A 24,373-nucleotide genomic window follows, 5' to 3' on the forward strand; every position below is an offset into this window, starting at 1 on the left:
TCCCTTGAATCTGCTCGGCCGATGTAAACGTTATCGCACCGATGTAAACGTTAACGTAGGGTGCCCGAGGCCGTCGGTCAAGGGATGGTTCGCGGTGGGGAACGGATGCCGGAGCCCGTCGTCGTGCGCTGGACGAGGCATCCGTTCTGGTATAGGTTGTCTTCAGCAACATTTCTCGCAAAGGAGCGTCATGCCCACGCAGCACTCGGGACCGACCCCGACCCCCGCCGACAAGTTCTCGTTCGGTCTCTGGACCATCGGCTACAACGGCACCGACCCCTTCGGCGGACCGACCCGCAACCACCTCGACGTCGTGCACGCGGTCGAGAAGCTCGCCGAGCTCGGCGCCTACGGCCTCACGTTCCACGACGACGACCTGTTCGCGTTCGGATCGAGCGACGCCGAGCGTCAGACGCAGATCGACCGCCTGAAGGGCGCGCTGGCCGACACCGGCCTCATCGTGCCGATGGTCACCACCAACCTCTTCTCCGCCCCGGTCTTCAAGGACGGCGGGTTCACGTCCAACGACCGCGACGTGCGTCGCTACGCGCTGCGCAAGGTGTTCCGCCAGCTCGACCTCGGCGCCGAGCTCGGCGCGAAGACGTTCGTCATGTGGGGCGGCCGCGAGGGTGCCGAGTACGACTCGGCCAAGGACATCCGCGCCGCCCTCGAGCGCTACCGCGAGGCCGTCAACCTGCTCGGCGACTACGTGACCGACAAGGGCTACGACATCCGCTTCGCCATCGAGCCGAAGCCCAACGAGCCCCGCGGCGACATCCTCCTCCCGACGCTCGGCCACGCGATCGCGTTCATCGACTCGCTCGAGCGCCCCGAGCTCGTGGGCCTCAACCCCGAGGTCGGCCACGAGCAGATGGCGGGCCTCAACTTCGCCGCCGGCATCGCGCAGGCGCTGTACCACGGCAAGCTCTTCCACATCGACCTCAACGGCCAGCGCGGCATCAAGTACGACCAGGACCTCGTCTTCGGTCACGGCGACCTGCACAACGCGTTCGCCCTCGTCGACCTGCTCGAGAACGGCGGCCCCGGTGGGGTGCCGGCGTACGACGGCCCGCGTCACTTCGACTACAAGCCCTCGCGCACCGAGGACGAGACCGGCGTGTGGGACTCGGCCGCCGCGAACATGCGCACGTACCTGCTGCTCAAGGAGCGCGCCGCGGCCTTCCGCGCCGACCCCGAGGTGCAGGAGGCGCTCGCGGCCGCCAAAGTCGACGAGCTGTCGGTCCCCACCCTGAACGAGGGCGAGTCGTACGACGACTTCCTCGCCGACCGCTCCGCGTACGAGGACTTCGACGCCGACGCGTACCTCGGCGGCAAGGGCTTCGGCTTCGTCCGCCTGCAGCAGCTGGCCACCGAGCACCTGCTCGGCGCCCGCGGCTGAGACATCCGTTCTGAACCGCGAGAGTACAGCTGACGGACGAGAGGTAGGGAAGCTCCCTACCTCTCGGCGACCAGCTGTACTCTCGCGGTCATCTTCGAGGAGGAGAAGCGATGGCGCTGGTGATGGGGGTCGACTCGTCGACGCAGTCGTGCAAGGTCGTGATCACGGATGCCGCCACCGGCGCGGTCGTGCGGCAGGGGCGTGCGTCGCACCCCGACGGCACCTCCGTCGATCCCGAGGCGTGGTGGACCGCGCTGCAGGCGGCGATCGCCGACGCCGGCGGGCTCGAGCCCGGCGACGAGGGCGAGGCGGCGGTGGAGGCGTGGGCGATCGGCGGGCAGCAGCACGGCATGGTCGCGCTCGACGCCGACGGCCGCGTGATCCGCGATGCGCTGCTGTGGAACGACACTCGTTCGGCGCAGGCCGCCGCCGACCTCACGGCCGACTTCGGAGCCGACGAGCTCGCGCGGCGGACGGGCCTCGTGCCCGTGGCATCCTTCACCATCACCAAGCTGCGCTGGCTGCGCGATGCCGAACCCGGCAACGCCGCGCGCGTCGCCGCCGTCGCGCTGCCGCACGACTGGCTGACGTGGCGCCTGCGCGGCTTCGGCCCGGAGGGGGAGTCGCCACGCGGACCGGTGCTCGACGAGCTGGTCACCGACCGGTCCGACGCGTCGGGCACCGGCTACTGGAACCCCGCCACCGACGGCTACGACCGCGACCTGCTCGTCGCCGCGCTCGGCCATGACGCCGTGCTGCCGCGCGTGCTGGGGCCGGAGGAGTGGGTGACGGATGCCGCGGGCCGCCGCGTCGGCGGAGGCGCCGGCGACAACGCGGGCGCCGCTCTCGGGCTCGGCGCGGGCCCGGGCGACGTCGTGGTGTCGATCGGCACGAGCGGCACGGTCTTCGCGGTGAGCGAGGACCGGACCATCGACCCCACCGGCACGGTCGCCGGGTTCGCCGACTGCACAGGGCGGTTCCTCCCGCTGGTGGCGACCCTCAACGCCGCGCGCGTGCTCGACGCGATCGCCCGCGTGCTCGGCGTCGACCACGCCGAGCTGTCGCGCCTCGCTCTCTCCGCCGATCCCGGCGCCGCCGGTCTCACGCTGGTGCCGTACTTCGAAGGCGAGCGCACCCCCAACCTGCCGGACGCGACAGCCTCCCTCACCGGCATGACGCTCGCGTCGACCACCCGCGAGAACCTCGCGCGCGCGGCCGTCGAAGGCATGCTCTCGGGTCTCACCGCGGGGCTCGAAGCCCTGCGCGGCCTCGGCGTGCCGCTCGAGCGGGCGCTCCTCGTCGGCGGCGGCGCGCAGTCGCAGGCCGTGCGCGAGATCGCCCCGCTCGTGCTGGGCCTCCCCGTCGAGGTGCCCGAGCCGGGCGAGTACGTCGCGCTCGGCGCCGCACGGCAGGCGGCATCCGTCCTCGCCGGCTGACCCGCTTCTGGCCGCCGGCGGGTGGAGACGGCAGGAACCTGCCGGCCACGCGATCCGTTGCGACCCACCAGGTGCCGCGCGCGCGGCGGTACCATTCCCGCATGGCGGACACCACCGCCGCCCTCGAGCGAGCGCGGACGGCATATCGGTCGGGTGACTGGGAGACCGCCCGGGAGGCCTTCGCGGGAGCCCGGAGCGGCGGGCCTGCCACCGGTGAGGATCTTCGCGCCCTTGCGTCGTGCGAGTGGTGGCTGGGCCGCCAGGAGGCCTGCCTCGCCTACCTCGAGGCGGCCTTCCGAGTGCTGACCGACGAGGGCGCCGACATGGGCGCCGCGGAGGCGGCCCTCGTCATCGCGCAGGTGCGCCTGACCCGCGGCGACCTCACGCTGGGGACGGCGTGGGTTCGCCGAGCACGTCGGATCCTCGCGAACCTGCCGGACGGCCTCGGCCACGCGTACGAGGTGTACCTGACGACCGGCATGGACCTCGACGACACCGGCGAGATGTGGCGGGCCGACAGCGTCGCGCGCATGCGGCAGCTCGCCGACACGCTCGGCGCGCCGGCCGTGTCGGCGCTCAGCGCCGTGGTGGCCGGCATGAACGCGATCCGCAGCGGTCGCACCGCCGAGGGATTCGCGCAGCTCGATGAGGCCATGCTGTGCGTGGTGTCCGACGAACTCGACGCCGAATGGGCCGGCGACGTGCTGTGCACCACGATCCACGTGTGCCATGAGCTCGCCGACTTCCGGCGCATGGCCGACTGGACGCGCGCGGCAGAGGCGTGGTGCGCAGCGCGCGGGGACGACGTCGTATACGCCGGTGTCTGCCGCGTGCATCGGCTCGAGCTGCAGTCGGCGGGCGGGGAGTGGGATGCCGCGGAGACGGCGCTGCAGCGCGTGTGCGACGACCTCGCATCCGACCACCCGTGGGTCGCCGGGGAGGGCTGGCATCAGTTGGGTGAGATCCGCCGACTGCGCGGCGACAGCACCGGGGCGAGGGACGCCTATGCCCGGGCACGCGCGCTCGGCGTCGACCCGGTTCCCGGCGAGGCGCTGCTCGTGCTCGCCGAGGGCGACGCCGAACGCGCCGCCGCGATGATCACGGCGTCGCTGTCGCAGCGCGACCGGATGGCTCGGGTGCGGCTGCTGCGGCCCGCCATCGAGATCGCGGTCGCGAACGGGCGGCGCGAGGACGCCGAGCGGCTGCTCGACGAGCTCCGAACGGATGCCGAAGCCTTCGGCAGCGACGGATTCCAGGCGTGGGCGGCCCACGCGCAGGGCATGATGCTTCTCCATTCCGGCGACACCGATGCCGCAATCGCTCGGCTGCAGGTCGCGCTCGAGCTCTTCCGGGCAGTGCGCCAGCCGTGGGAGCAGGCGAACGTGCTGTGCTGGCTCGCGTCCGCCCGTGAGGGACGGGGCGAGGTCGTCCTCGCCGCGTCGCTGCGGGATCAGGCTTCAGCCATCTTCGAGCGCCTCGGCGCGCCCCCTGTCATCGTGACCGCAGGGTCGGCCGCGGTGGCGGGCGGCGGTCCGCTGACCGCGCGCGAGCGCGAGATCGTCGCGCTGGTGGCGCGCGGCAGGTCGAACCGCCAGATCGCCACTGAGCTGTACATCAGCGAGAAGACGGTGAGCCGGCACCTCGCCAACGTCTACCTGAAGCTCGACGTCGGTTCGCGCACGGCGGCGGCCGCCTGGTGGCATGAGCACGGCGGGCGGCGCGGGCGCTGACGCCGGACGCGCTGCCGGCCCCGGCGCGGACTCTGCATCGAATGATGCAGAGCCGCGGCCGCAATTGCGCGGTTCTCCCGACGCGAGGGGACCTGCCCGCTCCGTAGCTTCGTGGTCATCACTCCGACACGCCCGCACGAAGGAGACCACGATGTCCACCACATTGCTCACCGACACCCACACCGAGACCGACACCGACACCGCCACCGAGGCGGAGGCGACCGCCGCGTTCGCCGACAGGCTCACGCACGCCACGCTCGGCTGGTTCGACCTGATGGCCGTCCACCTCGGCTCGCAGCTCGGGTGGTACGCCGAATTGGCGAAGGCCGAAGGCCTTACCGCCGACCAGCTCGCCCACCGCACCGACTCGGATGCGCGCTACGCCCGGGAATGGCTCGAGCAGCAGGCTGCGAGCGGCATCCTCGATGTAGACGACGCGGAAGCCGCCGCGGCAGAGCGGCGCTTCCGCCTCGCCCCGGGAGTCGCCGAGGTGCTGCTCGACCGCGGCAGCCTCTCCTACCTCGAGCCGCTCGCCCGCATGGCGGCGGCCGCCTCCGGCCAGCTCGACGCCCTGCTCGATGCCTACCGCTCCGGTGGCGGCGTGAGCTGGGAGCAGCTCGGCGTACACGCCCGCGAAGCCCAGGCGGACATGAACCGACCCTGGTTAGAGCAGCTGCCGGCGGTCTTCGCCGGCATCGATCGCCTCGACGGCATCCTGTGCCGGCCCGGTGCCCGCATCGCAGACCTCGGTGCCGGAGGCGGATGGTCGTCGATCGCGCTCGCTCGGGCGCACCCGCAGCTCACGGTGGTCGGCTTCGACGTCGACGAGGCGTCGGTCGAGATGGCGCGCCGCAACGCCCTCGAGGCGGGCGTGGCCGATCGCGTCGAATTCCTGCTGTGCGACGCCGCCCTCGTCGCGGAGCACGGTCGGTTCGACGCCGTCTTCGCGTTCGAGTGCCTCCACGACATGCCGCATCCCGTCGACGTGCTGTCGGCTGCGCGTGCGGCGGTGGCCGAAGACGGGATGGTCGTGATCATGGACGAGGCGACCGAGGAGCGCTTCGCGGCGAACGCCTCCGAGCTCGAGCGTCTGCTCTACGGGTTCAGCCTGTTCGTGTGCCTGCCCGACGGACGGTCGCACCGACCGAGCGCCGGCACCGGCACGGTGATGCGTCCTTCGACCCTTCGCGGCTACGCACGCGAAGCCGGCTGGAGCGACATCCGCGTGCTCGTCCCCGAGTTCGGCCTCTGGCGCTTCTACGAGATCCTCTGAGCGGCGGCCCCGCATCTCTTCCCCTGCCTCCGCCCACGCCCAACCCACACCACCTCGGCGAGCCCACATCTTGCCGCATCCGCGGAGATGCGGGTTCGCGGCGGGGGTGTGGGTTCGGCGGGGTGTGCGGGGAGCTATGCCTCCGCGCCTCCCGGCGGCAAGAATGGACGGATGCCGCAGGCCGACGCAGACGAGGACCTCGACGCGATCGCGTCCGAGCTGTATGCCCTGCCTCCGGCGGAGTTCACGGCGGCGCGCAACGCACGGGCGGGACTGGCCGCACCCGCGGTGGGCAAGCGGGTCAAGGCCCTGCGCAAGCCCACCGTGTCGGCCTGGGCGGTCAACCTGCTCGCGCGGGACGGCCAGCTCGCTGACGCCGTCGAGCTGTCGGCGGCCCTGCGCGAGGCGCAGGACGACCTCGACGCGGCCGAGCTGTCGCGCTTGAGCCGCCAGCGCCGCCAGCTCGTGGCGGCTCTCGCCAAGCAGGCGGTCGGCCTCGCGGAGGAGGCGGGCGGCAGCCTCAGCGCCGCCGCGCGCGACGACGTCGAGAAGACGATCAATGCCGCGGTGATGGATGCCGCAGCAGCCGCGGCCGTCCTCACCGGCCGCCTTGTCACGTCGCTGGAAGCAGGCGACATCGATCCGGCCGCGCTGGCCGATGCGGTGGGCGGATCGCTGCCGGGCGTCGTCGCGCCGCCGCCGCGGGACGACCTCGCCGACCGTCGCGCGCGCAGGGCCGCAGAGAAGGCCGCGCGCGAGGCGGAGCGCCTCGCCAACGAGGCCGAGCGCGAGCTCGCCCGCGTGGATGCGCGCCGGGCGAAGGCCCAGGAGCGTGTGGACCACGTGCGCGAGCGGATCGACGACCTCCGCCGCGACCTCGCGGCCCTCGAGGCCGACGAGCAGGCGGCCGCCGGCAAGCTCGACGACGTCGAGCGCGAGCGCGCCGATGCGGCGGCGAAGGCGAAGGACGCCGCGAAGGAGTCCGAGCGCGCGCAGCGCGCGCTCGACGACCTCTGACCGCCCACGGCTGCGTCCAGAGGCCGCGGTCTCGTCGAGCGACCTCGTCGCCGGCGCCGACAGCGTGGTCGCTCGACGAGCAACCGCGTTGTCGACGGGGCGGGCAACCGCGTTGTCGACGGGGCGGGTACGCGGCGCCGCGTGCGGCATCCGCTTCTCTCAGGACTCTCGTAGGCCGGGACCATAGCGTGAATCGCATGGCGACTCCTGCACCGCTGGTGCCATCGACGGCGACAGATGAAGGGGAGATCACCGTCTCGCCGACCGAGCTCCGCGAGCTTCGCGACGAACTGCAGCGGTTCATGATGGAGTACCGCTTCGGCCTGCAGGAGGTCGAGACGAAGATCGGCATCCTGCGCGACGAGTTCCTGCTGACGCACGACTACAACCCCATCGAGCACGTCTCCAGCCGCGTGAAGTCGCCCGACAGCCTGGTAGAGAAGGTGCAGCGCAAGGGCATCGAGGGGGACTTCGCCTCGATCCGGCAGAGCATCACCGACATTGCCGGCATCCGCATCACGTGCAGCTTCACCGCCGACGTCTACCGCCTGTTCGACCTGCTGACCGCGCAGGACGACGTGCGCCTGCTCCAGGTCAAGGACTACATCGCGGCGCCGAAGGCGAACGGCTACAAGAGCCTGCACGCGATCCTCGAGGTGCCGGTGTTCCTGTCGACCGGCCGCATCGAGGTGCCCGTCGAGGTGCAGTTCCGCACGATCGCGATGGACTTCTGGGCCAGCCTCGAGCACAAGATCTACTACAAGTACGCCACCCAGGTGCCCGACGAGCTGCTCGAGAGCCTCAAGGACGCCGCCGACACCGCCGCCGAGCTCGACGCCCGCATGGAGCGCCTGCACAGTGAGATCCGCTCGCACGGAGCGGGGCGCATCGTCCGCGGCGCCGAGCGTCCGCCGGCGCCGATCCGCGAGATCACGGCGGCGACGGGGACGGATGCCGCGACCGCCCGCCGCGACAACCCCGAGGCGCGGCCGGTCTAGCGTCGGCGACCGACCCTTCCGCGCCGCGTGCGGGGCGTTTCGTCTCGCTCGTTCCTCGCTCGCTCAACGGCCGGGGGCTCGCGGGGCGTTTCGTCTCGCTCGTTCCTCGCTCGCTCAACGGCCGGGGGCTCGCGGGGCGTTTCGTCTCGCTCGTTCCTCGCTCGCTCAACGGCCGGGGGCTCGCGGGGCATCGGCTCTGCCCCGGTCGTTGAGCGGAGCGCGCTCTGGCGCGCGCAGACGAAACGCGTTGCGGATCTCCGACGATCAGCTGGACAGCACGGCGCTCGCGCCCGCGACGTAATCATCCACCGAGCGGGGGCCGAACACCGCGGTGTTCGCGACGTACCCCTGGGCGAGTGCCGCGATCGACCGCGCGGTGTCGGCCGCGAGGGTCGCGGCATCCGTCCCGTCCTCCGCTCGCCCGCGCGCCCAGGGCTCGATCGCGCGCGCGAGGGCCTCGCGGAGCCGCCCGGCGGTGCGGAGCATCTCTTCGTGGAGGCCGGGCTCGACCATCGCCTCGCCCCAGAACTGGAGGACGAGTGACGGCGACAGCCCGACCTCGCCGAAGACCGACAGCATGCCGTGCAGCGCCTGGCGGGGCGTCAGGATCCCGCCGCGCCGGCCGACGGCCTCGAGGGCGTCGATCCTCGGGAACAGGAACCGCCCGACGATGTAGCGCGCGAGCTCGGCCTTGTTGGAGAAGTGCGAGTAGATCGCCCCCGTCGACAGGCCCGACTCCACCACGATGTCGGCGATCGAGGTGTCGCGGACGCCGTTGCGCTGGAGGCAGCGCAGTGCTGCGCGGGCGATCTCGTCGCGGCGGGCCTCGCGATACTCCTCCGACACCTTGGGCATGGAAACAGAATACCTATTCTGTTATTGTCGCAAACAGAATCACCATTCTCTTTAAGGAGGCTGCGATGTCCGTTCATCGCGCTGCGCCGGACATCCCGGTGCGTCCCACCCGCTGGACCGTCGCCGCGGGTCTCGGCCTCATCGGCTCGCTGCTGGTCGCGGTCGTCGTGATGGCCTTCGTGTGGCCCGCCGCCACCTCTCAGCCCCAGAACCTGCCCGTCGGCATCTCGGGGCCCGAAGACGCGGTGACCCTGGTCGAAGACAAGCTCGCCGAACAGGATCCCGCACCGTTCGACCTGAGCGAGGTCGGCTCCCGCGACGACGCCGTGGCGCAGATCGAGTCGCGTGAGCTGTACGGCGCGATCCTCCTCGGCGATGAGCCGGAGGTGCTCATCGCATCGGCCGCGAGCCCCGCCGCCGCCCAGGCGCTGCGCGGCGTCGCGACCCAGCTCCAGACGCAGATCGACACCGCCGCCAAGAAGGCGCTCACCGAGCAGCTGACGGCCATCGTCGGCGCGCTGCAGGCCGGCCAGCGCCCGCAGCTCCCGGAAGGAGCGGCCGGCGCGCCTGGCGAGATCCCGACCGTGACCGTCACCGACGTCGTGCCGCTGGCCGACGGCGACAGCACGGGCGCGGGGCTCGCGGCATCCGTCTTCCCGATGGTTCTCGGCGGAATGCTCGGGGGCATCCTGCTGACCCTGCTCGTGCAGGGCGTCGTGCGTCGCCTCGTCGGCCTGCTCGCGTTCGGCGTCGCGGCGGGCGCGCTCATCGCGCTGGTGATGCAGACCTGGTTCGGAATCCTCTCGGGCGACTGGCTGCTCAATGCGGCGGTGCTGGGCCTCGGCGTCATGGCGACGTCCGGACTCATCATCGGACTCGCGGCGCTGATGGGCCCTCCCGGCATCGCCCTCGGCGCCGTCATCACCATGTTCATCGCCAACCCGATCGCCGGCGCGGCCCTGCCGCCGCAGTTCCTCCCCGAGCCGTGGGGCGCGATCGGCCAGTTCTTCGTGCCGGGTGCGTCGGCGAATCTGCTGCGGTCGGTGATGTACTTCCCGGATGCCTCGACCTGGCTGCAGTGGACCATCCTCGGAGCGTGGCTCGTCGGCGGCGTGATCCTGGCGCTGATCGGCCACCACCGCACGCGCGCGGAGCTCACGCCTCCGGGCCGTCAGCTGGAACCCGACCCGGAGGGCGCGTCCGAGCGCGAGCCCGCACTGGCCTGACCAGGCCTCTGGACCCGCGAGAGGGCGGGCCTCCGCATGCGTGCCGGCGGAGACCCGCCCTCTCGCGCTTCCGAGTGCCGCGCGCCGCGCGCGGGGGCTGCCCGACGCGGTACGGTCCACCGATGGGGTCTTCGACGCGCCGCGCGCGCCGCCACCGCTTCGTCATCGCCTTCGTGGCGGCGACGCTCGCCGTCGCGGGCGGCGTGGTCGCCGCCGAGGAGGTGAGGTTCGTCGGCGACGCGCTCGAGCGCCCGGGCATCGACGCGTTCTACGCGCAGCCGGAGGATGCGACCGAGGGGGAGCCCGGCTCGATCGTGAAGACCGACGCGCTTATCGGCGCACCGTTCGCGGCGCGGGCGTGGCGGATCATGTACCGGACCACCGACGTGCACGGCGACCCCGCCGTGGCGACCGGCGGGCTGGTCGTGCCGCTGACGCCGGCGCCGTCGCGCGGCCGAACCGTCGTGTCGTGGGGGCATCCGACGACGGGCGCCGCGCGGGACTGCGCCCCCTCGTACGGGTTCGACCCGTTCCTCGGCATCGAGGGCCTGCGGTTCCTGCTCGACCGCGGCTACGCCGTCGTGGCGACCGACTACGTCGGGATGGGCACAGGCGGCGCCGACTCGTACCTCGTGGGCGTCACCGGAGGCAACGCCGTGCTCGACGCCGTGCGCGCCGCCCGCGCGGTAGACGAGGCCCGGGCGAGCGAGCGAGTCGTGCTCTGGGGGCACTCCCAGGGCGGGCAGGCCGTGCTCTTCGCCGCGCAGCAGGCGGCCGACTACGCTCCCGAGCTGTCGGTACAGGCGGTGGCCGCCGCGGCGCCCGCGGCCGACCTGCCGGGTCTCATGAGCGCGCATCTCGACGACATCTCAGGGGTGACGATCGGCTCGTACGCCTTCACCTCGTACGCGGAGGTCTACCCCCAGGCAACCCTCGACGGCATCCTCACGCCGGCAGCGCTCGAGATCGTCCCGCGCATGAACGAGCTGTGCCTGCTCTCGCACATCTCCGAGCTGCACGAGATCGGACGGCCGCTGGTCGGCGACTTCACCACGAGCGACCCGACCACGACCGAACCGTGGGCGACGCTGTTCGCCGAGAACTCCGCGGGGGCCACCGCGTTCGACGCGCCGCTGTTCCTGGCCCAGGGTCTCGACGACGAGCTCGTGGTGCCGCACGACACCGCCGAGTTCGCGCAGCACGAGGCCGAGCTCGGCATCGACGTCACGTATCACGAGATCCCGTTCGCCGACCACGGCACCGTGGCCTACCTGGCCCTGCCGGCGATGCTGCGCTGGCTCGACGGAGTCTCGGCGGGCTGACGTCGCCTGGCTAGTCTGTTCGCGTGGAAGGTCTCACGCCGGCGACGCTCGTCCTGATCCCGCTGATGGCGGTGCTCGCGCCGCTGCTGGCGCGGGGCCTCGGGCACTGGGTGCGCGTGCCGGTGGTCGTGTTCGAGCTCGTGCTCGGCATTCTGATCGGCCCGGCGGTCCTCGGCTGGGTGGCGCCGGACGCGTTCCTCGACACGTTGTCGAACTTCGGCCTCGCGATGCTGTTCTTCGTCGCGGGCACCGAGATCGAGTTCGGGTCGTTCCGCGGTCGGCTCGGGCGCCGGGCCTCCTTAGGCTGGCTCATCAGTCTCGCCGCCGGCATCCTGGCGGGCTGGCTGCTCGCACCGGGCGAGGCCGCGATCGTCATCGGGGTCGCGCTGTGCTCCACGGCGCTCGGCACGCTCCTGCCGATCCTGCGGGACGCGGGCGAACTGCCCACGCCGTTCGGCAAGGCGGTCGCGGCGATCGGCGCCATCGGGGAGTTCGGCCCGCTCATCGCGATCTCGATCTTCCTCGGCGGCCGCGAGCCGGGCCTGTCCACCATCGTGCTCGGGCTCTTCGCCGCCTTCGCGGGGGTCGCGCTCTGGCTCGCCTTCCGCATGCCTCGCGGCGCCATGCACTCCTTCGTCAACTCGACGCTGCACACGTCGGGGCAGTTCGCGATCCGCGTCGTGTTCGTCATCCTCGCCGCCCTCGTCGCGCTGAGCGTCCTGCTCGACCTCGACATGCTTCTCGGCGCCTTCACCGCCGGCATCATCTGGCGCCTGCTCATGCGCGACGCGACCGAGCACGACCGGCACGCCGTCGAGAGCAAGATCGAGGGCGTCGCCTTCGGGTTCCTCGTGCCGATCTTCTTCATCTACACCGGCATCACCTTCGACCTGCAGGCGCTGCTGGACGATCCGGTCCTCTTCTGGCTCGTGCCCATCGTCCTCGTCGCGCTGTTCGTCGTGCGCGGGCTCCCGTCGACGCTCGCAGCGCCCGAGGGGTCCTCGCGCCGCGAGCGCCTGTCGATCGCCCTCCTCGGCGCGACCGGGTTGCCGATCATCGTGGCCGTGACGCAGATCGGCGTGGACGAGAAGATCCTCGACACGACCCAGCAGAGCGTGCTCGTCGCGGGCGGCATGCTGTCGGTGCTGGTCTTCCCGCTCGTGGGCATGGCGCTGCGCGGCGAGCGGCTGCGCGCCAACCCCTCCCTGCAGGACGACATGGCGTGAGCGCCTTCGAGCTTCTCGACGCCGCGCGTTCGCGGCTCGCCGGTACGCCCCGCGAGGCGCTCGGCGAACTCGTCGTCCCCAAACGCTTCCTGGGTCTGGCGCGGGCTCCTCGGGTCGAGCGCCGCGGCACGGCCTGGCACCTCGGAGTGCTGCTGCTCACCGAGGACGAAGTCCTCGCCACCGGCGACATCCTGCGCGCCCGTCAGGAGGCCCGCCGCGGCTACACGGCCGAGTCGCAGCGCCAGCGTGCCGAGCTGGCTGCGGCCGCGCGCCGCGGCGGGTTCGGCGAGGGGGAGGTGGTCCACCTCGGATGGCGGATGCTGGATCCCGCGGCGATCGACCGGGGTGAGGCATCCGCTCCCCTCGCACTTCTCGGCGGCGTTCCTGCCGTGCGCTGGAGCGCCGCCGGAGGCCTCATGCCTCTCGAGACCTACCTGGCCGAGCGGGTCGAGCTGCTGCGGCATCCGCCGGCGGGGGCGTGAGGGCGGCGCCACCCCGATATCCGGCCGCGACCAGCGTGTCAATGACATCCCGCACCGGGGGGTGCACCTCTAGCGTGTGAGCATGGCCGCCAGAGACCTCGCCCGGCAGATCGTCGTCATCAGCGCGTTCTGCTTCATGATCATCGCCGCCATGGTCGGCACCGGTCTGCTCGGGGGCACCCCCGTGCAGGATCTGCAGGACGGCGCGCTGGACGAGGACGGCTCGTACCTCGCCCCCGCGAGCCCGGCGTTCTCGATCTGGACGGCGATCTACGTCGGCCTGTTCGCCTACACGGTCTGGCAGGCGCTGCCCCGGCAGCGCGCGAGTGAGCGTCAGCGGGCCCTGGGCTGGCTGATCGCGGGAACGATGGCATTCAACGGGCTCTGGCTCGTGACGGCTCAATTCGGATCGCTGGCGCTCACGGTGCTCGCGATCATCGTTCTGCTCGCGCTCCTCGGCGTGACGTTCCACCGCACCGTGATCGAACCCGCCGACGGCTGGGTCGACCGGCTGCTCGTCGACGGGGTGACCGGGCTGCACCTGGGCTGGGTGACGCTGGCTACGGTCGCCAACATCACGGCGTGGCTGACCGCGATCGGCCCGCACGAGTGGGCGGACGCCGCCGATCTCTGGGGCGTGATCGTGCTGATCCTCGTCGCGATCATCGGTCTGGGGATCGAGGCCGCGAGCCGCTGGCGGCTCGCGCCCGGCCTCGCGCTCGCCTGGGGTCTCTCGTGGCTCGCGGTCGCGCGCCTCACCGGCGAGCCGCCCAGCGCGGCGATCGGCATCACCGCCCTCGTGGTCGCGGCCCTGCTTCTCGGGGTGGCCGTGATCGGCACGATCTTCCGCGAGCTCTCGGCGATGCGCAACGCCGAGGCCTGAGCTCCGGCCGCGCCCGGCGTTCTCAGGCCGCGAAGCGGGCTGGCTCCGGCGGCGCCCGGCGGTCTCAGATCGCGAAGCGGGAGGCGAAGGCTCTCAGCAGACGCGCCGGTTCGGTGACGGATGCCGCGAGCACGCGTCCGGCGATGGCGTCGTAGTCCGCCGAGTCGAAGTAGCCGTCGTCGCGGTACACGGCCATGCGCTCGGTGAACGCGGTGGTGGTCGGCTCGGGGTGGAACTGGGTCGCGTACAGCCGGTCGCCCACGCGGTAGGCCTGGACAGGGCATCCGTCGTTCCGAGCCAGCAGGACCGCACCGGACGGCAGTTCGCCGGTGCCCTCCTTGTGCGCGGTGAGCGCGGTGAACCGGTCGGCGAGTCCGCCGAACAGCGGGTCGGCAGCGGCCTGGGGGGTCAGCTCGACGGCGACCGGACCGGTGTCCTCCGGAAAGGCGCGGCTGACCGTGCCTCCGAGCGTGCGCGTGGCGATGCCGATGCCGTAGCAGGTGAAGAGCGCCGCCGGTCCGTCGCCCGTCGCCGTGCGCTCCGCGATGCGGGCCAGGTCGCCTTCGAGGCGCCGCTGGGCGTCGGTCTTCGTCGACTCGGGATCGGTGACGTTGAAGGGGCTGCCGCCCACCAGAAAACCCGCGTACCGCTCGAACGCGTCGGGCGGGAGCGGCTCGCGCACCAGGTCGTGGCGAGCGAGGTCGCGCTCATCGAGCCGCATGGCCGTGCGGAACGACTCGTACTCCGCGGCGGCGGCGCCCTGCTGCGGGCGCACGCAGACATAGAGCAGCGGCGCGGTCGTCATGGAGGCAGTCTAGGTGTCGGCTCGGGCACCCGCGAGGCGGCCGAAACCGGGCGGAATTCTCCAGCGTTCCGATGTATCAGACATGGCACTACCGCGCTCGGGCATGGTGTGGACAGAATGGGCGCTATGACGCATGCGGGCGCCGAGGCCTCCGTCGACTCCGTTGAGCCGGCGCGATGGGAGCGTGCCGCCGCACTGTTCGTGCGGTGGCGCGAAGGCGACAGCCGTGCGATGGATGAACTCGTCCGTCTGATGACGCCGCCGCTGTGGCACGTCGTCCGGGCATACGGGCTCGATCCTGCGCTCGCACAGGACGTCGTGCAGACGACGTGGCTGACGCTCGTACGCCGTCATGAGAGCATCAACGACCCGCTCGCGGTGTCGGGATGGCTCACGATGTGCGCACGCCGTGAGGCGTGGCGGGTCGGCAAGCAGCATCGGCGCGCCGATGCGACCGAGGCCGAGTCGCTCGAACCGCACCTTCCGGTCCACGAATCCGCCGAGCAGACCGCCGCGCACGACGACGAGAACCGTCGCCTGTGGACCGCGGTGGCCACGCTCAACGACCGATGCCAGCGCCTGCTGCGGATCGTCGCGTTCGAGGACCGCCCCGATTATGCCCGCATCGCCGAAGACCTGGCGATGCCCATCGGATCGATCGGACCGACCCGCCAGCGCTGTCTCGCCAAGCTGCGCGCCGTTCTCGAGGGAGACGGGTGGAGAGGTGACGACGATGGGAACTGAGGACTTCGCGGCCGATGCCGCACTTTTCGCTCGCATGCGCCGCATGTGGGAGGACGTGGATCCCGTGCCGGCCGAACTGGTCGACCGCATGGTCGCCGCGGTCGCCGTCGAGGATCTGTCGCGCGAATACGCGTTGCTGACACTCGTCGAGGGAACGCTCGCCGCGGTTCGCGGCGAAGCCGACACGGCGACCCTGCAGTTCAGCGACGGCACGACCACGGTGCTGCTCCACGTGACGGCCACCGAGGACGGCGGCCGGCGTGTGGACGGGTGGATGGATGCCGAGGCCCTGGCCATCCGGCTCATCCAGGGCGACCGTGAATGGTCGGCCGAGCCGGGCGAGCACGGACGCTTCGCTTTCGAGGAGGTCACGCCAGGGGTGGCGCGGCTTCGTCTGGTCGTGCGCGACGCCGACGGCGCGATGCGCGACTTCCAGACCCCGCAGTTCGAAGTCTGACAAGCAGTTCGAGTAGTACCGATCGGGATGCCGCGGCCTGGGGGCCGCGGATTCCGCATGTGTGAGGAGAAGACATGACGAATGTGCCGCCCGCCGGTGGTGCCCCCCGGCGATCGACGACCTGGCGCGATCGATACGAAGCGGCGCGCGCTCGGGGCGTGCCGCTGGATCCGACGAGTGAGCCTGTCGACGGGATCACGGCGTACCCGACCGCCTACGCCGCCGACCACCTGCTCATCACCCGGCTGGGTTCGATCGACGACGCCCTGGCGGCACTGGTCGCCGCCGCCCGCGACTTCGGGTGGACCGTGCGGCTCGAGACGATCGACGGTCAGCCGACCGACGTGGCTCCTGCGCTGGAGCGCGCGGAACGCGCCCTGGCCGAGTACGAACTGCCCACGATCTACCGCGTCGGCATCCTCCCCGATCCTGACCCGGCGCGCGCACAGCCGGTGCCCCCGATCGATGCCTGGCGACTGCTGCAGCGAGCCCGCGCCCGCGCTCGGTCCGACAGCGACAGCGCGGCGTTGGAGGGCATCTCGCTCGATCACGTGCTGTCGATCGATCCGGTCGGCGGGAAGACGAATCCCGTGGGCGGGAAGACGAATCCGGTCGGGGGAAAGACGAATCCGGTTGGGGGCAAGACGAACCCCTTCGGCGTGATCAACGCACCCGGCTCGGAGAGCTACCTGGTGCCGGGCAGCGGCGGGCGGCAGGTGGTGAATTACATCGGCTCTGATCCGCTGCGGAGCCTGCCTCTGACGGCCGGGGGCCGCCGACCGGTCGTGGCCATCGTCGACACCGGCTGTGGTGTGCACCCCTGGCTGCCGGACGAGATCGTGACCCGTTACCCCCAAGTGGAGGGGACCACCACCATCGGCATCGACGCATCGGTCGCCGACCCGGAGGTGCTCGGCGACATCGCCGGGGCGTATGACGGGGTGCTCGACGACTCGGCCGGTCACGGCACGTTCATCGCCGGCGTCGTACGGCAGGTCTGTCCCGAGGCCGACATTCTGTCGGTGCGCGTCGCGGACAGCCAGGGAACCGTGCTCGAAGGCGAGTTCATGGTCGCGGTGCGCTCCCTTGTGAAGTGGGTCGTGCTGGGGCCCGACAACGGCGGGGGGACGGTCGATGTGATCAACATCTCGCTCGGCTACTACCACGAGACTCCGGAAGACGGCCTCTTCGACCGCACGCTGAACGACTTCCTCGTCGTCGCCCGCCGTCGGGGATGCGCGATCGTCTGTTCCGCCGGGAACGATGCCACCGACCGTCCGGCGTTCCCCGCCGCGCTGTGGGGCTGGCCTGACGCGGAGTTCGTGGTCGACGATCCAGATGACGCAGCGCCGCACATCGCGGTCGGCGCTCTGAACCCCAACGGCACGATGGCACTCTTCAGCAACATGGGTCCCTGGGTCAGCACCTTCGCGCCCGGGGCGGCCATCGTGAGCGCTCATCCGCCGTTCGACGGTGGGACCCAGGCCGGATCGCGGGACGATCGCTACGGGAAGCGTCGGGAGACGATCGATCCCGATGACTTCACCGGCGGGTTCGCCATCTGGAGCGGCACCTCGTTCGCGGCGCCGTACGTGGCCGGCATGTTGGCACGACGGCTTGCCGAGCCTCTTATGAACGGCTCCCTCACGAGCACCGACGACCGGGTGGCGCTGCTCCAGGACGCCGAGAGCGGCGTGATCGCCGACCTGGCCCTGAGAGGCCCGACCGACGCCGGCTGACGCAGTCGTGGCCGTGTCGCGGTCGCACGCGCCATGATGGACGGGTGGTGCGCTCGGCCCGGTCTTTGCACGCCGCAGCGGTTCAGCTCGCGAACAGGGGGAGATTCGGCTCTGCCCGCCACTTGCTCGAGACCGCTGCGGCGATGGACGTCGACCCTGACCTTCGTGCCAGGATCAGCGGGACGCTGGCGTTCGTGCTCGCCCGGACAGGGGCGCTCGCCGAAGCCGAGCGGATGTGCGAATCGGCTCTGTCGACGCCGGGCCTTTCGCCGTCCACGGTGGCCCTCCTGGCCGGCCAGATGGGGTCGATCATGGAGCAGGCCGGCCGCCTGGCTGACGCCGACCGGATGCTCGGCCGCGCCATCGCGACGGTCTCGGATCCGGTGCAGCAGGCGAATCTGCTGGTGAACCGCAGTCTCGTCGCGATCCAGCTGCGGCGACTCGACGCGGCCGCGAGCGATGCCGAGGCCGCGGCGCGCGCCTACACCGCGCAGGGAATGGCCGTGGATGCCGCGGAGGCGCGCCACAACCTCGGCTATATCGATCTGCTCCGTGGCGACATCGTCGGAGCCCTCCAGAGCATGCAGTCCGCTCGACCGATCCTCGCGGGTGTCCCCTTCGCCGCCATGATCGACGTCGATCGCGCGGAGGTCTACCGGGATGCGGGTCTGACGAGACGCGCAGAGGCCATCCTCTCCGAGGTTGCGGCGGCGCTCGGCCGGCGCCGGATGACCCGCGCACAGGGGGAGGCCGAGTACAGCCTGGCGCGATCGCTCCTCCCGCACGACCCGGGAAGAGCGGCGCTGGTCGCGGCCCGGGCGGCCCGGCGCTTCCGCCGCCTCGGCAACGACACGTGGGCGCTGCGCGCGGACGCGCTGCGCCTGCGTGCGCAGCTGTCGGACCACACCGCCGGCCGCATCCGGGCCACCGCTCGATCCCGTCGCATTCCCTCGACCGACGACATCGCAGCCGCTTCCGTCGCACTCGAGCGCGGCGGGTTCCGCAATGAGGCGATCGCGCTCCGCATGTCTCAGGAATTGTGGCGTGCGAAGCAGAAGCGGGCCGAAGCTTCTTCGCCGATCCGCATTCCTCGCGCGGCATCCATGGAAGTCCGGCTGTTGGCGCACGAGGTGCGCGCCGAGCGCGCCGCGGCGGCCGGCCGCAACGCGGAAGCCAGGAAGCATGCGGCAGCCGGCCTGGACGAACTTGCGCGCTGGCAGCGGACGTTCGGAAGCCTCGACCTCCAGACGTCCGTGGTCATGCATGGTCGGGGCCTGGCGCTGGCCGGTCTGCGAGCCGCGGTGCGTTCGGGGCGCCCGCACATCGTCTTCGATTGGTCTGAGCGCACCCGCCACCTCAGTCAGCAAGTCGTTCCTCTGCGTCCGCCCCGGGACGCCGCCGCGGCAGCGGAGCTGGCGCAACTGCGTCAACTGCGATCCGAGGACTCGTCGGGCGATTGGCTGCGCAATCCCCAGGCCGCGGAATTGGAGCACCGCGCGCTCGAGCGGCACTGGGCGGGAACAGGCAGCGGGGCGTTCCATCGTCCCGCCAGCCTCCGCGAAGTCCTGGACGTGCTCGACGCCGACACAGCAGTCCTCGCGTACGTGTACACAGCCGACTCCATGCGCGCGCTCATCACGACCCGCGAGGGCGCTCGGATCGTCGACATCCCCGCGTGGGAGTCTGCCACGGCTGCCATGCGTGGACTTCGCGCCGACCTCGACATGGCCTCGTCTGTTCGGAGCGGTCCGATGTCAGAGGTCGTCCGGCGCTCGTTGGAACGGCGGCTCGCCGCGCTCTCGGCCGCGTTGCTGGAGCAGCCGTTGGCAGCGGTCGGGGATCGTCGCATCGTGATCACGACCCCGGGCGTTCTCGCGGGGATTCCGTGGGCGATGCTCCCTGCCATGCGCGGCCGGGTGTTCACCCTCGCCACTTCGGTCACCCGCTGGCTCCGCTCGCACGATGACCCCCAGTCCGCGCACACGGCAGGGTTCGTGGTCGGCCCAGGGGTGGCGCGAGGCCCCGAGGAGGTCCAGCGGGCGATGGCGGCGTGGGGACGCGCCCCCGTCATCGCCGGTGCCACTGCGACCGTCGACGCCGTCGAACAGCTGGCTGCGCGCGTGGATGTGCTGCATGTCGCCGCGCACGGCCGGCATGCCGGCGAGAATCCGATGTTCTCCGGCCTCGAGCTCGCCGACGGAACGCTCTTCGGCTACGACATCGACCTCATCGAGAAGGTCCCCGAAACCGTGGTGCTGTCCGCCTGTGAGGTCGGCCGGTCGTCGGTCCGCTGGGGGGAGGAGGCGGTGGGCATGACGCGGGTGTGGCTGCACGCGGGGGCGCGGTCCGTCGTTGCCGCACCCGTGGTGGTCGCGGACGACGACGCGTGCGAGCTGCTCGGCGCCCTGCACGACGGCCTCGCCGCGGGAATCCCTCCGTCCGTCGCCCTGGTTCAGGCGTCCGAGCGCACGGGCATCGTCGCCCCGTTCCAGGTGCACGGCGCCGGATTCTGAACTTTCTTCGGCCGGCCTGTATCAGGGCGGATGCCGCGGTCTCCTGGTCATCGGAACGGCTTGCGCCGCCCGACGGGGGGTCGGGGGCGCAAGAGACCGAATTGGGGACGCACATCGGGCTGCGGGTCTCGCCGGTCCTCGAGGGGTGCCGCATGGGAACTGGGGCGGCACCCCTCATCCCACGCCGGGCTCAGGCGCGCGACGAGTTGGCGGTGCGGCCCCTGACGATGCCGACGAACGCGTCGACGGCAGGCGTCGTCCGCTCCGCGGCCCACGCGAGAGCCACGGTCGACGTCGGTCCGCCCCGGAGTGGGCGGTACTCCGTGTCCTTACGGTGGTGGAGGCGTGCCAGCGACATCGGCACGACCACGATCCCGACGCCCGCGGCGACGGTCGCGATCGCGTCGGCGCTGTCGGCCGGCGGAGCGAAGCGAGGCGCCTCGGTACCGGGAACACGGATGCCGAGCACGTCGTCCTCGGGAACGATGAGCACTTCGCCCGCGAGGTCGGCGAGGTCGAGCTCATCGGCCGCGGTCAGATGCGAGTCACGGGCGCAGACGACGACCGGAACCTCGTCGTACAGCGGGATGACATGGAGACCGTCCTTGTCGATCGGCAGTCGCACGAGCGCCGCGTCGACCTCGGCCTCGACGAGGGCCCGACGCTGATCGGCGACCGCGAGGGGTACGAGTTCGAGCGCCGTGCGCGGCATCCGCTCGTTCCATGTGTCGATCCACTTGCCGGGCGTCGCGCCGGGAATCGCGCCGAGTGTGAAGGTCTCCGGCATCTCCGGCGCCGGGGGAACGGGCGACGGGCCGGGTGACGGCTGCGGTCGCCGCGGCTTCGGGGAATTGCCCTTGCCCTTGGGTGCCGAACCGCCGGGTGCGCCCGATCGCCGGGTCGCGGCATCCCGCCCCCGTCCGCTCGCGCGCGACCCGCCTTTCGCCATACCGATCAGCGTATCCGGGGGCGCTATCGTTCGCTCATGGTGACGATCCTGGCGACGGTCTTCGCGGCGCTGGCGGCGCTGCTGCACGTGTACATCTTCGTGATGGAGAGCGTGCAGTGGACGCAGCCGAAGATCTGGAAGCGGTTCGGCGTGGCAGACCAGGCCGCCGCCGACACGACGAAGCCGATGGCGTACAACCAGGGCTTCTACAACCTGTTCCTCGCGATCGGCGTGGTGATCGGTCTCGTGCTGATCTATGCCGGAACGGATGCCGCGCCCGTGCGCGCAGCCGGGCTCGCGCTCGTGCTGTTCAGCCTGGGCTCGATGGTGGCGGCGGCGCTCGTGCTGCTCACGACCGGCGCGCGCTACCTGCGCGCGGCGCTCATCCAGGGCACGCTGCCGCTCATCGGGTTCGTGCTGTTCCTCTTCGCCTGACGGATCAGCCGCACGCGCCCCACCGGCCGGCGCCGGCCGCCTGGGCGTCGGCCTGCGTGGCCGCCAGCAGCTCGAAGTGAGCGACGTTGGGCGAGATGCGGATCGCCTCGGCGTCGCCCGCGGCGACGAGCTCGTGGTTGACGAAACGGCCGTCGTCCGTCCAGACGTTGAAGAGGCGGCGATCGTAGTCGTCCCATGAGTCGACGTCGGGCGCGGCCCAGAACGTCGATCCCTCGGGCAGCAGCTTCGTCAGGTGGGTGCGCGCCTCGTAGGCCCAGCACTCCGGGGTCGGCGTGCCCTCTGGGGTGTCGACGCCGATGAGCCGGATGCGGATCGGCGCGGTCGTCGTCACGATGTCGTTCGGCTGGACGACCTGCGCCTCGATCGTGTCGCCGTCGAACACATAGCGGACGGTCAGCGCGAACGCTCCCGCGGGGCGTGCCGGAACGCCGGCGGAACCGCCCTCCGCGAGAGGCTCCGCCGCCGGTGAGGCAGATACAGGCGGAGGCGGCATCCGTCGTTGATGCAGGTCCCAGTCCTCGAGTGACCACGGGCCGTCGTCGGCGTCGCGCGAGCCGCCCGGCCATGCGATCGCGAGGACGAACAGGGCGACCCCGATCACCACGGCTGCCCACGTGATGAAGCCCCGGCGCCGCCGGCGGCCGGGGCTCGTCTCGAAGTCGTCTCTCACGGGCGCCAGGGTAGCCAGCGCGGGCGCCGTGCCGCTCGCTCTCTCCACAGGGGGAGGAGGCGGTGGCTCCAGCCCCGCGCGAGAAGATCAGGCAGCCAGGCGAAGCCCCCGCTTGTCGGTGGCGACGCGCTCGCCGTCGGCGATCGTCTCGTCGTCGCCGATGAGCGAGCCGCCGGCGACCCGGGCATCGTGCCCGACCTGGGTCCGTACGCCGATCTTCGCGCGCGGCCCGATCGCCGCGCGCGGCCCGATGTGGGCGTGCGGCGCGATCTCGACGTCGGGGCCGATCACGGCATCCGACTCCACCCATACGCCGCGGCCGACATGCGCGCCTGCGGCGATCTGCACACCCGGTTCGACATAGGCCCCCGCCTCGACGATGGCGCTCGGGTGCACCTTCGCTCCATGCGCGATGAGGCCTCGACCATTGACGTGCTTGCGGTAGCGCAGCGTCTCGCCCTGGTCGTTCTCGATGTCGATGTAGTTCTTGCCCACGGTCCCCTCCTGCAGCACCGGGAGGTGCTGAGTACAGGAATAACCTCTACTCCTGCATATTCATTCCCTCGCATCGGATGCCATGGATGCAGGGGCTTGCCAAAGATTCGGAACCGGGATACGGGGCGGATTGCAGGGGAGAGCGGGGTCAGCGCGACACGTGCTCGTCGGCCGCCGACAGGGCGCGGTCGATGACGTCGAGGCCGCGCAGCAGCTCGTCCTCGGCGATGACGAGCGGGGGCGCGACGTGCACGCGGTTGAAGTGGGTGAAGGGCCACACGCCTTCGCGCCTGCACGCCGCGGCGACGGCCGCCATGGGTGCGGCATCCGTCCCGCTCGCGTTGAAGGGCACGAGCTGCTCGCGGGTCTCGCGATCCTTGACGAGCTCGATGGCCCAGAACAGGCCCATCCCGCGGACGTCGCCGACGGACGGATGCCGCGACGCGAGGTCGCGCAGGCGCGGCTCGACCACGCGCGAGCCGAGGTCGCGCACGCGCTCGAGGATGCCGTCGCGTGCGAACACCTCGAACGTGGCGACCCCCGCGGCGCAGGCCAGCGGATGGCCGGAGTACGTGAGCCCGCCCGGGAATGACACCGTGTCGAAGTGCGAGGCGATCCGGTCGGAGATGACGACACCGCCGAGCGGCACGTAGCCCGAGTTCACGCCCTTGGCGAAGGTGATGAGGTCGGGCCGCACGTCGAATGCCTGGAAGGCGAACCACTCGCCCACGCGGCCGAAGCCGACCATCACCTCGTCGGCGATGTAGACGATGCCGTACCGGTCGCACAGCGCGCGCACGCCGGCGAGATACCCGGGCGGCGGGACGAGCACGCCGTTCGTGCCGACGATCGTCTCGATGACGATCGCGGCGATCGTCGACGCCCCCTCGAGCACGATCGTCTGCTCGAGATGCTCGAGCGCGCGCTGCGTCTCCTCCTCGGCGCTCGACGAGTGGAAAGCCGAGCGGTAGGGGTACGGACCGAAGAACTTCGCCGTCGAGCCGTCGCCGGGCTCATTGGGCCAGCGTCGCGGGTCACCGGTCAGCGAGATCGCCGTCGTGGTGTTGCCGTGGTAGCTGCGGTACATCGACAGCACCTTGCGGCGGCCCGTCACCAGGCGCGCCATGCGCACGGCGTTCTCATTGGCGTCGGCACCGCCGTTGGTGAAGAACACCTTCTCGAACCCGTCGCCCGCGACCTCGGCGATGCGGCGGGCGAGCTCGCCGCGCGCGTCGTTCGCCATCGCCGGCTGGATGGTTGCGAGGCGTCCGGCCTGACGCTGGATCGCCGCGACGAGATCCGGATGCTGGTGGCCCAGGTTGAGGTTGACCAGCTGCGAGCTGAAGTCGAGGTACGCGTTGCCGTCGTAGTCCCAGAACGTCGACCCCTCGCCGGTCGCGACGGGCAGCGGGTCGATGAGCGCCTGCGCGCTCCACGAGTGGAACACGTGGCCGCGGTCGTCCGCGCGAACGCGTGCGCCGGCCTCGGGATCGGGCAGCGGCCGGGTCGCGCCGGTCGGATCGGTGAAGACAGCAGTGCGTGCGAGCGTGTCGGTCATGGGAGCTCCGGTCGTTGAGCGAGCGACGCGAGACGAAACGGGCTCGGCGTCACTCGCGGGTGAGAGGCGCTTCGTCTCGATCGTTCCTCGCTCGCTCAACGACCGGGATCTCGGCCGTTGCGCGAGCGAAGCGAGACGTA

Annotated in this window: 22 protein-coding genes; 16 read left to right on the forward strand and 6 right to left on the reverse strand. The window is 71.5% G+C overall.

Annotated elements, in window-relative coordinates; genetic code table 11:
• Positions 1 to 190: 190 nt before the first annotated feature.
• The 6 genes from xylA to IM770_RS13725 all read left to right on the forward strand — a co-directional run bounded on the left by xylA (position 191) and on the right by IM770_RS13725 (position 7,853).
• Entirely contained in the window at positions 191 to 1,399 is a 1,209-nt protein-coding gene (xylA, locus tag IM770_RS13700; RefSeq protein ID WP_203581714.1) for a xylose isomerase, read from the forward strand.
• Between the two features lie 110 nt (positions 1,400 to 1,509).
• The gene (gene xylB, locus IM770_RS13705; RefSeq protein WP_203581715.1) at positions 1,510 to 2,835 is read left to right on the forward strand and encodes a xylulokinase; all 1,326 of its coding nucleotides are present in this window, start codon (positions 1,510 to 1,512) and stop codon (positions 2,833 to 2,835) included.
• 101 nt (positions 2,836 to 2,936) lie between these two features.
• Entirely contained in the window at positions 2,937 to 4,565 is a 1,629-nt protein-coding gene (locus tag IM770_RS13710; protein WP_203581716.1) for a LuxR family transcriptional regulator, read from the forward strand.
• Between the two features lie 151 nt (positions 4,566 to 4,716).
• On the forward strand, positions 4,717 to 5,838 hold the full coding sequence (locus IM770_RS13715; protein ID WP_203581717.1) for a class I SAM-dependent methyltransferase: 1,122 nt from the start codon (positions 4,717 to 4,719) through the stop codon (positions 5,836 to 5,838).
• Positions 5,839 to 6,009: 171 nt separating this feature from the next.
• Complete coding sequence (locus IM770_RS13720) at positions 6,010 to 6,855, forward strand: transposase (RefSeq protein ID WP_203581718.1); 846 nt, start codon at positions 6,010 to 6,012, stop codon at positions 6,853 to 6,855.
• A gap of 197 nt (positions 6,856 to 7,052) precedes the next feature.
• Positions 7,053 to 7,853, forward strand: a complete 801-nt coding sequence (locus IM770_RS13725; RefSeq protein ID WP_239066231.1) for a GTP pyrophosphokinase — start codon at positions 7,053 to 7,055, stop codon at positions 7,851 to 7,853.
• A 264-nt stretch (positions 7,854 to 8,117) separates the two neighbouring features.
• Here IM770_RS13725 and IM770_RS13730 read toward each other — a convergent pair whose 3' ends face one another.
• The gene (locus IM770_RS13730; protein WP_203581719.1) at positions 8,118 to 8,708 is read right to left on the reverse strand and encodes a TetR/AcrR family transcriptional regulator; all 591 of its coding nucleotides are present in this window, start codon (positions 8,706 to 8,708) and stop codon (positions 8,118 to 8,120) included.
• A gap of 65 nt (positions 8,709 to 8,773) precedes the next feature.
• Between IM770_RS13730 and IM770_RS13735 the strand changes: the two genes are divergently transcribed.
• From IM770_RS13735 to IM770_RS13755, 5 genes are all read left to right on the forward strand, one after another.
• Complete coding sequence (locus tag IM770_RS13735; protein ID WP_203581720.1) at positions 8,774 to 9,934, forward strand: ABC transporter permease; 1,161 nt, start codon at positions 8,774 to 8,776, stop codon at positions 9,932 to 9,934.
• Between the two features lie 122 nt (positions 9,935 to 10,056).
• Complete coding sequence (locus IM770_RS13740; protein ID WP_203581721.1) at positions 10,057 to 11,256, forward strand: alpha/beta fold hydrolase; 1,200 nt, start codon at positions 10,057 to 10,059, stop codon at positions 11,254 to 11,256.
• Between the two features lie 23 nt (positions 11,257 to 11,279).
• The gene (locus IM770_RS13745) at positions 11,280 to 12,482 is read left to right on the forward strand and encodes a cation:proton antiporter (RefSeq protein WP_203581722.1); all 1,203 of its coding nucleotides are present in this window, start codon (positions 11,280 to 11,282) and stop codon (positions 12,480 to 12,482) included.
• Positions 12,479 to 12,964 carry a glutaminase gene (locus tag IM770_RS13750; RefSeq protein ID WP_203581723.1) on the forward strand — a complete coding sequence of 162 codons (486 nt, stop codon included), beginning with the start codon at positions 12,479 to 12,481 and terminating at the stop codon, positions 12,962 to 12,964. Before IM770_RS13745 ends, IM770_RS13750 begins: the two co-directional genes overlap by 4 nt.
• A gap of 82 nt (positions 12,965 to 13,046) precedes the next feature.
• Complete coding sequence (locus tag IM770_RS13755; RefSeq protein WP_203581724.1) at positions 13,047 to 13,847, forward strand: TspO-related membrane protein; 801 nt, start codon at positions 13,047 to 13,049, stop codon at positions 13,845 to 13,847.
• Positions 13,848 to 13,911: 64 nt separating this feature from the next.
• On the opposite strand, the gene IM770_RS13760 is transcribed toward IM770_RS13755, so the two are convergent.
• Positions 13,912 to 14,652, reverse strand: coding sequence for a glutamine amidotransferase-related protein (locus tag IM770_RS13760; RefSeq protein WP_203581725.1), 741 nt, complete (start codon positions 14,650 to 14,652; stop codon positions 13,912 to 13,914).
• A gap of 126 nt (positions 14,653 to 14,778) precedes the next feature.
• On the opposite strand from IM770_RS13760, the gene IM770_RS13765 reads away from it, so the two are divergent.
• The 4 genes from IM770_RS13765 (at position 14,779) to IM770_RS13780 (ending at position 20,105) form a co-directional block, all read left to right on the forward strand.
• Positions 14,779 to 15,396, forward strand: a complete 618-nt coding sequence (locus IM770_RS13765) for an RNA polymerase sigma factor (RefSeq protein WP_203581726.1) — start codon at positions 14,779 to 14,781, stop codon at positions 15,394 to 15,396.
• Complete coding sequence (locus IM770_RS13770) at positions 15,386 to 15,853, forward strand: hypothetical protein (protein ID WP_203581727.1); 468 nt, start codon at positions 15,386 to 15,388, stop codon at positions 15,851 to 15,853. Before IM770_RS13765 ends, IM770_RS13770 begins: the two co-directional genes overlap by 11 nt.
• A gap of 74 nt (positions 15,854 to 15,927) precedes the next feature.
• Positions 15,928 to 17,592 carry a S8 family peptidase gene (locus IM770_RS13775; RefSeq protein WP_203581728.1) on the forward strand — a complete coding sequence of 555 codons (1,665 nt, stop codon included), beginning with the start codon at positions 15,928 to 15,930 and terminating at the stop codon, positions 17,590 to 17,592.
• Between the two features lie 143 nt (positions 17,593 to 17,735).
• On the forward strand, positions 17,736 to 20,105 hold the full coding sequence (locus IM770_RS13780) for a CHAT domain-containing protein (protein WP_239066232.1): 2,370 nt from the start codon (positions 17,736 to 17,738) through the stop codon (positions 20,103 to 20,105).
• Positions 20,106 to 20,295: 190 nt separating this feature from the next.
• Here the strand turns inward: IM770_RS13780 and IM770_RS13785 are convergent, their stop codons facing one another.
• A complete protein-coding gene (locus tag IM770_RS13785; protein ID WP_239066233.1) occupies positions 20,296 to 20,892 on the reverse strand; it encodes a LysR substrate-binding domain-containing protein in 597 nt (198 codons plus the stop codon).
• A 198-nt stretch (positions 20,893 to 21,090) separates the two neighbouring features.
• On the opposite strand from IM770_RS13785, the gene IM770_RS13790 reads away from it, so the two are divergent.
• Positions 21,091 to 21,489 carry a DUF1304 domain-containing protein gene (locus IM770_RS13790; protein ID WP_203581731.1) on the forward strand — a complete coding sequence of 133 codons (399 nt, stop codon included), beginning with the start codon at positions 21,091 to 21,093 and terminating at the stop codon, positions 21,487 to 21,489.
• Between the two features lie 4 nt (positions 21,490 to 21,493).
• Here IM770_RS13790 and IM770_RS13795 read toward each other — a convergent pair whose 3' ends face one another.
• The 3 genes from IM770_RS13795 to IM770_RS13805 form a co-directional block, all read right to left on the reverse strand.
• Positions 21,494 to 22,180, reverse strand: a complete 687-nt coding sequence (locus tag IM770_RS13795; protein ID WP_203581732.1) for a thermonuclease family protein — start codon at positions 22,178 to 22,180, stop codon at positions 21,494 to 21,496.
• 87 nt (positions 22,181 to 22,267) lie between these two features.
• Positions 22,268 to 22,675 carry a transferase gene (locus IM770_RS18080; RefSeq protein WP_203581733.1) on the reverse strand — a complete coding sequence of 136 codons (408 nt, stop codon included), beginning with the start codon at positions 22,673 to 22,675 and terminating at the stop codon, positions 22,268 to 22,270.
• A 148-nt stretch (positions 22,676 to 22,823) separates the two neighbouring features.
• Positions 22,824 to 24,233 (reverse strand): aspartate aminotransferase family protein, encoded by a 1,410-nt coding sequence (locus tag IM770_RS13805; protein ID WP_203581734.1) that lies wholly within the window; start codon positions 24,231 to 24,233, stop codon positions 22,824 to 22,826.
• Positions 24,234 to 24,373 lie beyond the last annotated feature (140 nt).

The organism is Microbacterium hibisci (assembly GCF_015278255.1).
In the GTDB taxonomy this organism is placed as follows: Bacteria; Actinomycetota; Actinomycetes; order Actinomycetales; family Microbacteriaceae; genus Microbacterium; species Microbacterium hibisci.

Coding starts and splice junctions, on each gene's coding strand:
- xylA (WP_203581714.1), top strand. CDS start 191: ATGCCCACGCAGCACTCGGGACCGACCCCGACCCCCGCCGACAAGTTC.
- xylB (WP_203581715.1), top strand. CDS start 1,510: ATGGCGCTGGTGATGGGGGTCGACTCGTCGACGCAGTCGTGCAAGGTC.
- IM770_RS13710 (WP_203581716.1), top strand. CDS start 2,937: ATGGCGGACACCACCGCCGCCCTCGAGCGAGCGCGGACGGCATATCGG.
- IM770_RS13715 (WP_203581717.1), top strand. CDS start 4,717: ATGTCCACCACATTGCTCACCGACACCCACACCGAGACCGACACCGAC.
- IM770_RS13720 (WP_203581718.1), top strand. CDS start 6,010: ATGCCGCAGGCCGACGCAGACGAGGACCTCGACGCGATCGCGTCCGAG.
- IM770_RS13725 (WP_239066231.1), top strand. CDS start 7,053: ATGGCGACTCCTGCACCGCTGGTGCCATCGACGGCGACAGATGAAGGG.
- IM770_RS13730 (WP_203581719.1), bottom strand. CDS start 8,708: ATGCCCAAGGTGTCGGAGGAGTATCGCGAGGCCCGCCGCGACGAGATC.
- IM770_RS13735 (WP_203581720.1), top strand. CDS start 8,774: ATGTCCGTTCATCGCGCTGCGCCGGACATCCCGGTGCGTCCCACCCGC.
- IM770_RS13740 (WP_203581721.1), top strand. CDS start 10,057: ATGGGGTCTTCGACGCGCCGCGCGCGCCGCCACCGCTTCGTCATCGCC.
- IM770_RS13755 (WP_203581724.1), top strand. CDS start 13,047: ATGGCCGCCAGAGACCTCGCCCGGCAGATCGTCGTCATCAGCGCGTTC.
- IM770_RS13760 (WP_203581725.1), bottom strand. CDS start 14,652: ATGACGACCGCGCCGCTGCTCTATGTCTGCGTGCGCCCGCAGCAGGGC.
- IM770_RS13765 (WP_203581726.1), top strand. CDS start 14,779: ATGACGCATGCGGGCGCCGAGGCCTCCGTCGACTCCGTTGAGCCGGCG.
- IM770_RS13770 (WP_203581727.1), top strand. CDS start 15,386: ATGGGAACTGAGGACTTCGCGGCCGATGCCGCACTTTTCGCTCGCATG.
- IM770_RS13775 (WP_203581728.1), top strand. CDS start 15,928: ATGACGAATGTGCCGCCCGCCGGTGGTGCCCCCCGGCGATCGACGACC.
- IM770_RS13780 (WP_239066232.1), top strand. CDS start 17,736: ATGGACGTCGACCCTGACCTTCGTGCCAGGATCAGCGGGACGCTGGCG.
- IM770_RS13785 (WP_239066233.1), bottom strand. CDS start 20,892: ATGCCGGAGACCTTCACACTCGGCGCGATTCCCGGCGCGACGCCCGGC.
- IM770_RS13790 (WP_203581731.1), top strand. CDS start 21,091: ATGGTGACGATCCTGGCGACGGTCTTCGCGGCGCTGGCGGCGCTGCTG.
- IM770_RS13805 (WP_203581734.1), bottom strand. CDS start 24,233: ATGACCGACACGCTCGCACGCACTGCTGTCTTCACCGATCCGACCGGC.